Source organism: Streptomyces sp. NRRL B-24572, assembly GCF_002156145.1.
In the GTDB taxonomy this organism is placed as follows: domain Bacteria; phylum Actinomycetota; class Actinomycetes; order Streptomycetales; family Streptomycetaceae; genus Streptomyces; species Streptomyces vietnamensis.
The window spans coordinates 1-11,094 of sequence record NZ_MWIG01000367.1 but is presented as its reverse complement, the minus strand read 5'-3'; the positions used below and the strand labels follow the sequence as shown (position 1 = coordinate 11,094).

12 protein-coding genes and 1 pseudogene are annotated in these 11,094 nt (G+C 71.8%); 8 read left to right on the top strand and 5 right to left on the bottom strand.

The genetic code is table 11. The features are described from left to right. A partial coding sequence (locus CCN56_RS22165) for a carotenoid oxygenase family protein (RefSeq protein WP_086829332.1) occupies positions 1-1,167 on the top strand: 1,167 nt, incomplete at its 5' end. A gap of 51 nt (positions 1,168-1,218) precedes the next feature. Here CCN56_RS22165 and CCN56_RS22160 read toward each other — a convergent pair. From CCN56_RS22160 to CCN56_RS22150, 3 genes are all read right to left on the bottom strand, one after another. Next, positions 1,219-1,404 (bottom strand): hypothetical protein, encoded by a 186-nt coding sequence (locus tag CCN56_RS22160; protein ID WP_086829329.1) that lies wholly within the window; start codon positions 1,402-1,404, stop codon positions 1,219-1,221. A 91-nt stretch (positions 1,405-1,495) separates the two neighbouring features. Continuing rightward, positions 1,496-2,194 (bottom strand): NADPH-dependent F420 reductase, encoded by a 699-nt coding sequence (npdG, locus tag CCN56_RS22155; protein ID WP_086829327.1) that lies wholly within the window; start codon positions 2,192-2,194, stop codon positions 1,496-1,498. A 73-nt stretch (positions 2,195-2,267) separates the two neighbouring features. Next, positions 2,268-2,870 carry a hypothetical protein gene (locus CCN56_RS22150; protein ID WP_041128937.1) on the bottom strand — a complete coding sequence of 201 codons (603 nt, stop codon included), beginning with the start codon at positions 2,868-2,870 and terminating at the stop codon, positions 2,268-2,270. Positions 2,871-3,059: 189 nt separating this feature from the next. Here CCN56_RS22150 and CCN56_RS22145 point away from each other — a divergent pair, with 189 nt between their 5' ends. Further along, positions 3,060-4,355, top strand: a complete 1,296-nt coding sequence (locus CCN56_RS22145) for an MFS transporter (RefSeq protein WP_086829325.1) — start codon at positions 3,060-3,062, stop codon at positions 4,353-4,355. 94 nt (positions 4,356-4,449) lie between these two features. Here CCN56_RS22145 and CCN56_RS22140 read toward each other — a convergent pair whose 3' ends face one another. Then, entirely contained in the window at positions 4,450-4,683 is a 234-nt protein-coding gene (locus tag CCN56_RS22140) for a hypothetical protein (RefSeq protein WP_086829324.1), read from the bottom strand. A 61-nt stretch (positions 4,684-4,744) separates the two neighbouring features. Between CCN56_RS22140 and map the strand changes: the two genes are divergently transcribed. Further along, positions 4,745-5,602 (top strand): type I methionyl aminopeptidase, encoded by an 858-nt coding sequence (map, locus tag CCN56_RS22135; RefSeq protein ID WP_033209659.1) that lies wholly within the window; start codon positions 4,745-4,747, stop codon positions 5,600-5,602. 115 nt (positions 5,603-5,717) lie between these two features. Further along, positions 5,718-6,368, top strand: a complete 651-nt coding sequence (locus CCN56_RS22130) for a heme oxygenase (biliverdin-producing) (protein ID WP_086829322.1) — start codon at positions 5,718-5,720, stop codon at positions 6,366-6,368. Between the two features lie 30 nt (positions 6,369-6,398). On the opposite strand, the gene CCN56_RS22125 is transcribed toward CCN56_RS22130, so the two are convergent. Next, positions 6,399-7,067 (bottom strand): PhzF family phenazine biosynthesis protein, encoded by a 669-nt coding sequence (locus CCN56_RS22125; protein WP_086829321.1) that lies wholly within the window; start codon positions 7,065-7,067, stop codon positions 6,399-6,401. Between the two features lie 257 nt (positions 7,068-7,324). On the opposite strand from CCN56_RS22125, the gene efeO reads away from it, so the two are divergent. The 4 genes and pseudogenes from efeO to CCN56_RS22105 form a co-directional block, all read left to right on the top strand. Beyond that, positions 7,325-8,479 carry an iron uptake system protein EfeO gene (efeO, locus tag CCN56_RS22120; RefSeq protein ID WP_086829319.1) on the top strand — a complete coding sequence of 385 codons (1,155 nt, stop codon included), beginning with the start codon at positions 7,325-7,327 and terminating at the stop codon, positions 8,477-8,479. A 20-nt stretch (positions 8,480-8,499) separates the two neighbouring features. Next, a complete protein-coding gene (gene efeB / locus CCN56_RS22115) occupies positions 8,500-9,762 on the top strand; it encodes an iron uptake transporter deferrochelatase/peroxidase subunit (RefSeq protein WP_086829318.1) in 1,263 nt (420 codons plus the stop codon). 18 nt (positions 9,763-9,780) lie between these two features. Beyond that, positions 9,781-10,650: an iron uptake transporter permease EfeU gene (gene efeU / locus CCN56_RS22110; RefSeq protein WP_086829316.1), complete on the top strand. Its 870-nt coding sequence runs from the start codon at positions 9,781-9,783 to the stop codon at positions 10,648-10,650. Continuing rightward, positions 10,619-11,094: pseudogene (locus CCN56_RS22105) on the top strand (hypothetical protein); the annotation flags it as partial. The gene efeU and the pseudogene CCN56_RS22105, both read left to right, overlap by 32 nt.

Below are 11,094 nucleotides of genomic sequence, written 5' to 3'. Positions count from 1 at the left end.
GCCGCCTCCGGCCACTGGTTCTTCGGCGACGGCATGGTCCACGGCGTACGGCTCGAAGGCGGCCGGGCCGTCTCGTACCGCAACCGCTGGGTCCGCACGAGCACGTTCACCGACGGGGCCCGGATGTACGACGAGCGGGGCCGGCGGGATCTCACCGCCGGACAGGCCAACACCCACGTCGTCCGGCACGCCGGCCGCACCCTCGCCCTCGTCGAGACGGCCCTGCCCTACGAGCTCACCCCCGCCCTCGACACCGTCGGCCCGTACGACTTCGGCGGCCGGCTGACGACCGCGATGACCGCGCACCCCAAGACCTGCCCCCTCACCGGGGAACTGCACTTCTTCGGCTACGGGATCGCGGAGGCCCCGTACCTCACCTACCACCGGGCCGACGCCTCCGGCGAACTGACGGTCAGCCGGCCGGTGGAGGTGCCGGGGCCGACGATGATGCACGACTTCGGCCTCACCGCCGGGCACGTCGTCTTCCTGGACCTGCCGGTGGTCTTCGACCTCGGCCTCGCCGGCACCGGCACGATGCCGTACCGCTGGGACGACGGGTACGGGGCCCGGCTCGGCGTGCTGCGCCGCGACGACCCGTACGGGCCGGTGCGCTGGTTCGCCGTCGACCCCTGCTACGTGTTCCACGTGCTCAACGCGTACGACGCGGCGGACGGGACGATCGTCGTCCACGTCATGCGCTACCCCGAGCTGTGGCGGCGCGCGGTGGACGGGACGGTCGACCGGAGCCGGGAGGCCGTGCTGTGGAAGTGGACGGTCGATCCCGCCACGGGGACCGTCCGGGAGGAACAGTGCGACGACCGCCCGGGCGAGTTCCCCCGGACGGACGACCGGCTGGCCGGGCTGCCGGCGGTGCACGGGCACGTGACCTGCGGGAACTCGCTGGTGCGCTACGACCTGGGCGCGGGGTCGTCCGTCACCCACGATTTCGGGCCGGCCCGCACGCCCGGTGAGGCCGCGTTCGCCCCGGCCGCCGACGGGTCCCCCGCCGGCTGGCTCATGACGTACGTCCACGACGCCGGCTCCGGCCGCAGTGACCTGGTCGTCCTCGACGCCGACGACCTCGCGGCCGGACCGGTGGCCGTGATCCACCTGCCGGCCCGGGTCCCGCACGGCTTCCACGGCAACTGGCTGCCGGACCTGCCGTAGTCCCCGCCCGCACGGTCTCCGGCCCCGGCGGGCCGTACGCCCGGGCCTCGGTCAGCCCTGGGCCGCGGCGGCCTTCTCCGCCTTCGCGCGGCGGAGGTAGTACCAGGCCATGTTGGAGGAGAGGCCCGCGAGGAGCACCCAGACGATGCCGAGGAAGCTGCCCTGGACGAAGGAGACGACGGCCGCGGCGATGGCCAGGGCGCAGACCACGAGGGCGTAGAGGGCGAGGCGGGGCATGGGGTCGGCTCCTGTCGGACGGTACGGCTGATGCTGCCCGTCCAGTGTCCCCCATGCCCCGATCCGTGACGGGACCGGCTCAGATGTCTGCTCAGACGTCGGTGACCCGCAGGCCCGCGTGCGCCTTGTAGCGGCGGTTGACGGAGATCAGGTTGGCGACGAGCGACTCGACCTGGTGGGCGTTGCGCAGCCGTCCGGCGAAGACGCCGCGCATGCCGGCGATGCGACCGGCGAGGGCCTGGACGATCTCGACGTCGGCGCGCTCCTCGCCGAGGACCATGACGTCCGTGTCGATCTCCTCGATGGAGGTGTCCTTGAGGAGGACGGCGGAGAGGTGGTGGAAGGCGGCGGCGACCCGGGAGTCCGGGAGGAGCGCGGCGGCCTGCTCGGCGGCGGAGCCCTCCTCGGGCTTGAGGGCGTAGGCGCCCTTCTTGTCGAAGCCGAGCGGGTTGACGCAGTCCACGACGAGCTTTCCGCGGAGCTCCTCGCGCAGGGCCTCCAGGGTCTTGGCGTGGCCGTCCCACGGCACGGCGACGATGACGACGTCGCTGCGGCGGGCGGTCTCGGCGTTGTCGGCGCCCTCGACGCCGTGGCCGATCTCCGCGGCGACGTCCTGTGCGCGCTCGGCGGCGCGGGAGCCGATGATCACCTTCTGGCCGGCCTTGGCGAGCCGGTAGGCGAGGCCTCGGCCCTGGTCGCCGGTGCCGCCGAGGACGCCGACGACGAGACCGGAGACGTCGGGGAGGTCCCACGGGTCCTTGGGGGCGGGCTTGCTCTCAGTCGTAGTCATGGCCCCGACATTACCGATCGGTCGGGTCCGCCGGGGACGGCCGCGCGCCATCGGCCGGAGACGGCCGCGCCGTCTACCACCGTGCCGGCGGCGGGGCCGTCAGGCGGTCCGCCAGGCCCGAGAGGCGGTCCCTGAAGCGGCGGCTCCCCCGTGGTGACGGCAGGCTGTTCTCGCCCGCCGCCGCGCTCACCAGGTGCTGCACCGTGTCCAGGTCGACCTCGGCGCCCTCCGCCACGGTGAGCGTCTCGTGCGCGAGGCCCCGGACCTCCTCGTCGCCGCCGTCGAGCGAGAGCACGGTCGCCCCCGCGCGCCGGGCGTCGTGCACCCGCTGGAGCAGCCCCGCGTCCGGCCGCTCCGGCGCCACCATGAGCAGGGTCGCCCCGCGCCCTGCGGCCTCCAGCCGGCCGAGGCCGACCGCCAGGTGCGCCGGGGCGCCGGGCCGCACCCGGTGCCGTACCAGCGTGGGCGCCAGCTCCGGGAGGCCCGACCAGGCGGACTCGTCGACGAGGTGCGCCGCGAGGTGCCAGGGCTCGTACTCCTCCGTGCCGACCAGGAGCAGTCCGCCCCGGTGCGGCACGACGGAGGACCGGAGCGCGCCCGCGAACCGGCGGGCCGCTCCGGGCCACTCCGTCCCGGCGAGCACTTCCCGCAGCAAGGCGACCCGTACGGCATCCATGGGCCCGCATCCTGCCCGAGTCGGGGCCCGCGCGCGGCGGATCGGGGAGCTTCCACCCGTACGGGAGTCCGTACGGGAGTCCGTACGGGAGCCCCCCCATGGGAGTCCGTACGGCAGCCCCGTACGAGAGCCCCGTACGGGCCGTAATTCGGTTGCCCCCTCCAACCATCGGTCGGAGCATGACCCTTTGTGTCCACCAAGCTCTCCGCCCTCCTTCCCGATCTCGCGCCCTGGCGTTCGTCCTCCGACTTCCGGCTCCTGTGGGTGCAGGGGATCGTCACGTACTTCGGCAGCGCGATGGCGATGATCGCCCTGCCGCTGCAGATCAAGGAGCTGACGGGTTCGCCGCTCGCGGTCGGCGCGATGGGCGCGGTCGAGCTGGTGCCGCTGGTGGTGTTCGGCCTGTACGGCGGGGCGCTCGCGGACGCGGTCGACCGGCGGAAGGTGATCGTCTGGACCGAGGCGGGGCTCGGGCTGCTCGCCCTGCTCCTGCTGCTGAACTCGCTGCTCCCGGACCCGATGCTCTGGCCGCTGTACGTGGTCGCGGCGGGGGTGTCGGCGCTCGCGGGGCTCCAGCGTCCTGCGCTCGACTCGCTGCTCGCCCGGATCGTGCCGCACGACCAGCAGACGGCGGCGGCCGCGCTGAACTCGCTGCGCTGGCAGATCGGCTCGATCGCGGGCCCGGCGCTCGCGGGCCTGGTGGTGGCGTACGCGGGTCAGGCGTCCGCGTACGGGGTGACGGTCGTCTGTTTCGCGGTCTCGGTCCTGATGTGCCGCCGCCTGACCCCCGCGCCGGCCGCGCACGACGCGGAGAAGCCCTCGCTGCGGGGCATCGCGGAGGGGGCGCGGTACGCCTGGTCGCGTCCGGTGCTGCTCGGCACGTACGTGATCGACCTGGCGGCGATGTTCTTCGCCTTCCCGAACACGATCTTCCCGTTCCTCGCGGACGAGCTGGGCGCGGACTGGTCGCTCGGTCTGATGTACGCGGCGGGCTCGGTCGGCTCGCTGGTCCTCGGCCTGACCAGCGGCTGGACCTCCAAGGTCCGGCGGCACGGGCTGCTGGTGGCCGGGGGCGCGGCCGGCTGGGGCCTGGCGATCGCGGCCGCGGGCTGGTTCGGGAACGTGTGGCTGGTGCTGCTGTGCCTGGCCTTCGCGGGCGCGGGCGACATGCTGAGCGGGCTCGGGCGGGCCACGATCTGGAACCAGACGATCCCGGAGGAGCTGCGCGGCCGGCTCGCCGGCATCGAGGTGCTCTCCTACAGCGTGGGTCCGCAGCTGGGCCAGGTCCGGGCGGGCGCGATGGCCGGCTGGACCGGCACCCGGACGGCCGTCTGGACGGGTGGTGTGGCGTGCGTGGCCTCGGTGGGGCTGCTCTGCCTGGCGCTGCCGAAGCTGCTCTCGTACGACTCCGAGACGGACGAGGACTCGCTGCGCCGCAGGGCCCAGCAGGAGGCGACCCTGCGGGAGACCGCCGAGGCCGCCTGAGCGGCCCCGACGGCCCCGCGGGGTCTCCTGCATCCCGCAAAACCCGAGCCCGCTCAGGGGTGCGGGCCCGCGGGGGCCCGGCCCCCGCGGGCTCCTAGTCCTCCGGCGCCTGGTCCTTCCCGGCGGCGTCGTGCCACTTGGGGTCGGTCTCCCACTCCAGGTTCCGCTCGCGGGCGGTCTCCATGGCGTGGGAGGCCTCCTCACGGCTGGCGTACGGGCCGAATCGGTTCTTCGCCGGGCACTCGGGGCCCTCCTCGACCTTCTTGTGCTCCAGGCAGTAGTACCACTCGCCCGGTTTGCCCGTGGCGCGCTTCTTGAACAGGGCCATCGTCTTCGGCTCCTTCCTTCGGGACCATGCTGCCCCAGACCCGGTCGTTAGACTCGCTGGCATGTCTGGCCAGTCGCTTCTCGTACCGGGGGAGCTCTCCCCCCACCGCTCCGTTCCGGGCTCCATCCGCCGCCCCGAGTACGTCGGGAAGCCCGCACCGGCCCCGTACACCGGGCCCGAGGTGCAGGATTCCGACACCATCGAACGGATGCGGATCGCCGGCCGCATCGCCGCGCAGGCGATGGAGGAGGCCGCCAAGCACATCGCTCCGGGTGTCACCACCGACGAGCTCGACCGGGTCGCGCACGAGTACATGTGCGACCACGGCGCCTATCCGTCCACGCTGGGCTACCGCGGCTTCCCGAAGTCGCTGTGCGCCTCGATCAACGAGGTCATCTGCCACGGCATCCCGGACTCCACCGTCCTGCGGGACGGCGACATCGTGAACCTGGACGTCACCGCGTACATCAACGGCGTCCACGGCGACAACAACGCCACCTACCTCTGCGGTGACGTCGACGAGGAGTCGCGGCTGCTCGTGGAGCGCACCCGGGAGTCCCTGAACCGGGCGATCAAGGCGGTGAAGCCGGGCCGCCAGATCAACATCATCGGGCGGGTCATCGAGTCGTACGCCAAGCGCTTCGGCTACGGCGTCGTGCGCGACTTCACCGGGCACGGCATCAACTCGTCGTTCCACTCCGGCCTGATCGTCCCGCACTACGACTCGCCCCACCACACCACCGAGATCAAGACCGGCATGACGTTCACGATCGAGCCGATGCTGACGCTCGGCACCCACGACTACGACATGTGGGACGACGGCTGGACCGTGGTGACCAAGGACCGGAAGCGGACGGCGCAGTTCGAGCACACGCTCGTGGTGACCGAGAACGGGGCCGAAATCCTTACGTTGCCCTGACCCCGTGAGCGGGTAGCTTTTTTACCGACAGGACGTCGGGAACCGGTTGACTTAGGTAAGCCTAACTCGACAGGATCGTCACCGGTTCCCGTCCCATCGGTCTCGGAGGCACGCCTTGGACACGCCCTTCTCCACGCTCATCCGTACGGCCTCGCACGAGCAGCACACGGAGGCGGAGACCTCGTCCTTCATGGGCGACCTGCTGGGCGGACGCCTCGCCGTCGACGCGTACGCGCGGTACACGGAGCAGCTCTGGTTCGTGTACCGGTCCCTGGAGGAGGGCGCCGAGGCGCTCCGCGCGGACCCGGTCGCGGGGCCGTTCATACAGCCCGAGCTGTTCCGCACGGCCGCCCTGGAGCAGGACCTCGCCCACCTGCGCGGGCCCGGCTGGCGCGCAGGGGTCTCCCCACTGCCCGCCACCGCGGCGTACGCCGAGCGGGTCGCCGAGTGCGCCCGCGACTGGCCGGCCGGCTATGTGGCCCACCACTACACGCGCTACCTGGGCGACCTGTCGGGCGGTCAGATCATCCGCGACAGGGCGGAGCGGACCTGGGGCTTCGACCGCAAGGGCGACGGCGTCCGGTTCTACGTGTTCGAGGAGATCTCCAACCCGGCGGCGTTCAAGCGGGCGTACCGGGAGCTGCTCGACGGGGTGAACGTCGACGACCTGGAGAAGCAGCGGATCGTCGACGAGTGCAAGCGCGCCTTCGACTTCAACAGCGCGGTCTTCCGCGAGCTGGGCGGGGAGTACTCGCTCAGCGCGTGAGCGCCCTCCCGAGGGTCGGAGCTGGATCGTTCAGAGCTGGATCGTTCCCTCCAGGCGGACCCGGCCGCCCAGTTCCACGATGCCGTCGGGGCCGGGGGCGGTGAGCAGCTGCGAACCCTGCCCCTGGATGACGTTCAGGGCCCGCCCCAGCTCCGCCGTGAGGAGCAGCGCCGCCGCGCCGGTCGCCTCGTCCTCGTCGATGCCGTCGCCGCGGCCGGGGAAGGCCCGCGCCCTGATCCGGCCCGCGGCCTCCTCCTCCCACGCCCAGGCGTAGATCCACTCCCCCGGCTCGGGCACGTCGAGGGCCTCGACCTCGGCGACGGAGCCGTACTGACGCAGCGTGCGGGGCGGCGCCCATTCGGCGCGCGCCTCGATCCAGGTGAACTCCCCGTCGCCGCGCACCCAGACCTCGCCGGCCGGCGGCTGGACGACCTCCAGGTCGAGGAGCCAGGCGGTGCCGACGAGCGGGTGCCCGGCGAAGGGCAGTCGCAGGCCGGGCGTGTAGATGTCGACGATCCCGCGCTCCGGGTCGTCCACGAAGACCGTCTCGCTGAAGCCGAGTTCCTTGGCGAGCGCCTGCCGGGAGGACTCGTCGGGGTGGGTACGGGCGTCCCGTACGACTCCGAGACGGTTGCCGTGCCGGCCGTCGCCCGCACAGAAGACCCGGAGGACGTCGATGTCAGTGGCGGTCGTGTTCATGTCGGAATTGAACCATCGACGCGGTCCCGCGCGGAGGGCTTCCCTCCTCCGTACCGGCGCGTAACGAGAATCCAGACAATCCGCCTCACTTGACCTGCCCTTGACCAAGCCATGAGGGACCCATGGAGACTCCGTGACCTGGCCGTGTCCGGTGCGCCCGGCCTGAGAGCTGAATCACTGGACGGGTGGGTATTGCTGAGGTAAGCCTCGGTTAAGTTAGGTCCGCCTCAGTCCGTCCCCGCGTTCCTGGAGTCCTCATGCGAGCCGTCCGCCTCTCCGTCGTCACCGCCGCCGCGGCCGCGGCGGCTCTGACCGCCGTCACGGGCTGCGCCGAGAAAAGCGACTCCAAGGCGAGCGACGACGCGATCACCGTCGTCGCCAAGGACGACTCCTGCGAGGTCTCGAAGAAGGAGTTCCCGGCCGGGCACGTGAAGCTCGCCGTCGAGAACCGCGGCTCCAAGATCACCGAGGTCTACGTCCTCTTCCCCGACGACCGCATCGTCACCGAGCGCGAGAACATCGGCCCCGGCACCAAGGCCACCGTCACCGCCGAGTTCAAGTCCGGCGACTACTTCATCGCCTGCAAGCCCGGCATGAAGGGCGACGGCATCCGCCAGGCGGTCAGGGCCACCGGCGGCAAGACCGCCGCCAAGCGCTCCCCCGAGATGGACGCCGCCGTCGCCGCCTACCGCCAGTACGTCCAGGCGCAGGCCGACGAGACCCTCCCCAAGGTGAAGGTCTTCACCGACGCCGTCCGCGCCGGCGACGTCGAGGCCGCGAAGAAGGCCTACGCCGAGTCCCGCATCGGCTGGGAGCGCACCGAGCCGGTCGCCGAGTCCTTCGGCGACATCGACCCCAAGGTCGACGTCCGCGAGGACGGCCTGGAGGACGGCCAGGACCCGGCGAAGGACTGGACCGGCTGGCACCGCCTGGAGAAGGCGCTCTGGCAGGACAAGAAGATCGGCGACCGCGAGAAGCAGCTCGCCGACCTCCTCGACAAGGACCTCGCGGACTGGCAGAAGCGGGTCGGCAAGGCCGAGATCACCCCGACCTCCATGGCCAACGGCGCCAAGGAGCTCCTGGACGAGGTCGCCACCGGCAAGGTCACGGGCGAGGAGGAGCGCTACTCCCACACCGACCTCGTCGACTTCAAGGCGAACGTCGAGGGCGCGCAGAAGTCCTTCGACCTGCTCAAGCCGGTCGCCTCGAAGAACGACCCGAAGCTGGTCGCCGACCTCGACAAGCAGTTCGCCGCGCTGAACACGCTGCTCGACAAGTACCGCACGGACAAGAGCGGTTACGTCTTCACCTCGTACGAGAAGGTCGGCAAGACCGAGCGCAAGGAGCTCTCCGACGGCGTCAACGCGCTGGCCGAGCCGCTCTCCAAGCTCGCCGCCGCGGTCGTCAAGTAATCGGAAGGGAGCTGCACCGGATGTCCGAGAACACCACCGAGGAGCAGGGCGCCGCGCCCTCCCGCCGCAAGGTCATCGGCTGGGGCGGTGCCGGGCTCGCGCTCGGTGCCGCCGCGGCCGGCGGCGCCGTCGCGCTGACCCGCGACGGCGACCGCACCGCCCCGGTCGCCGACAGCGGCGGTGCCGTGCCCTTCCACGGCCCGCACCAGGCCGGCATCGCCACCGCCGTGCAGGACCGGCTGCACTTCGCGTCCTTCGACGTGAAGACGAAGGACCGCGACGAGCTGATCCAGCTCCTCAAGGACTGGACGCGGGCCGCCGAGCGGATGACGGCCGGCGCCGAGGTCGGCGAGGGCGCCTACGGCGGCCTGCCGGAGGCCCCGCCGGACGACACGGGCGAGGCCCTCGGCCTCAAGCCCTCCCGCCTCACCCTCACGATCGGCTTCGGCCCCTCGCTCTTCGACGGGCGCTTCGGGCTGAAGGACAAGCGGCCCGGGGCCCTGGTGGAACTGCCCAAGTTCCCGGGCGACAACCTGGATCCGGCGCGCAGCGGCGGCGACATCTGCGTGCAGGCCTGCGCGGACGACCCGCAGGTCGCCGTGCACGCCATCCGCAACCTCGCCCGGATCGGCTTCGGCAAGGTCGCGGTGCGCTGGTCGCAGCTGGGCTTCGGCAAGACGTCCTCGACGACCCCGGACGCCCAGACCCCGCGCAACCTCTTCGGCTTCAAGGACGGCACCCGCAACATCGCGGGCACCGAGACCGACCGGCTCGCGAAGCACGTGTGGGTCTCCGGCAAGGACGCCGAGGGCGCCGCGGCCTGGATGGACGGCGGCTCGTACCTCGTCGCCCGCCGCATCCGCATGAACGTCGAGACCTGGGACCGCACTCCGCTCTCCGAGCAGGAGGACATCTTCGGCCGGGACAAGAAGGAAGGCGCCCCGGTCGGCAAGGCCAAGGAGCACGACGAGCCGTTCCTGAAGGCGATGAAGCCGGACTCGCACGTCCGGCTCGCGCACCCGGACAGCAACAACGGGGCGACGATCCTGCGCCGCGGCTACTCCTTCACCGACGGCACGGACGGCCTCGGCCGGCTGGACGCGGGCCTGTTCTTCCTGGCGTACATGAAGGACGTCCGCACCGGCTTCATCCCGGTGCAGACCCAGCTGGCCAAGCACGACGCGCTCAACGAGTACACACAGCACGTGGGTTCGGCGCTCTTCGCCGTCCCGCCGGGCGTCCGCGACAAGGACGACTGGTGGGGCCGGGCGCTGTTCGCGTAACCGAGGAGGAGAACCGACGTGTTCGGAAACTATCTGATCGGCCTGCGTGAGGGCCTGGAAGCCAGTCTGGTCGTCTGCATCCTCATCGCGTACCTGGTGAAGACCGGGCGCCGGGACGCGCTGAAGCCGATCTGGATCGGCATCGGCGTGGCCGTCGGCGTGGCCCTGGCCTTCGGGGCGGGCCTGGAGTTCGGCTCCCAGGAGCTGACCTTCGAGGCGCAGGAGGCGCTCGGCGGCTCGCTGTCGGTCCTCGCCGTGGGCCTGGTGACCTGGATGGTCTTCTGGATGCGTCGGACCGCCCGGCACCTGAAGGCGGAGCTGCACGGCAAGCTCGACGCGGCCCTGCAGATGGGCACCGGCGCGCTGGTCGCCACCGCCTTCCTCGCGGTGGGCCGCGAGGGCCTGGAGACGGCGCTCTTCGTGTGGGCGTCGGTCCGGGCCTCCTCGGACGGCTCGTACGCGCCGCTGGTCGGCGTCATCCTCGGTCTGCTCACGGCCGTGTTCCTCGGCTGGCTGTTCTACCGGGGCGCGCTGAAGATCAACCTGGCGAAGTTCTTCACCTGGACCGGCGGGATGCTGGTCGTGGTGGCGGCGGGCGTGCTCGCGTACGGCGTGCACGACCTCCAGGAGGCCGGCTTCATCAGCGGCCTCGCGGACAAGGCCTTCGACATCTCGGCGACGATCCCGCCGGACAGCTGGTACGGCACGCTCCTCAAGGGCGTCTTCAACTTCCAGCCGGATCCGACGGTCGTTCAGGTCACGGTGTGGGCGCTGTATCTGATCCCGACGCTCGCGCTGTTCCTGGCCCCGATAGGGTCGGGTCCGTCCGTGCGGGTGAAGAAGCAGAAGGCGACCGATGAGAAGGCTGAGGTTGAGGCGAGCGCTTGAGCGGTGGTCGCCCTCCAGGGGCCGCCGGCCGGCGAGGTTCCTCGCGGCGACGGCGGCGGTGACCGTCCTGTCGCTGACGGCGGGCGGCTGCGTGACGGTGCACGGCGAGCTGGCACTGCTGCCGCCGGCGTCGAAGACCGAGGCCGCGCAGGCGCTCGCCGACTTCACGGCGGCCTACAACAAGGCCGACAAGGCCTATGACCCGGCCCTCGACAGGGACCGGGTCACCGGTCCGCTCGGGGCGATCAACCAGGCGGGCCTGCGCGCCCGCTCGATCAACACGCCCGGCGGCAACCCGGACCACAAGCCCCTCGCCCTCACCGACGCGCGGTTCGTGCTGCCCCGGAAGGCGGGCTGGCCGCGCTGGTTCGTCGCCGACACCGCGTCCAACCGGGGCTCCGACGGCAACCGCTGGCTCCTGGCCTTCGTGCGCAACGGCCCCGG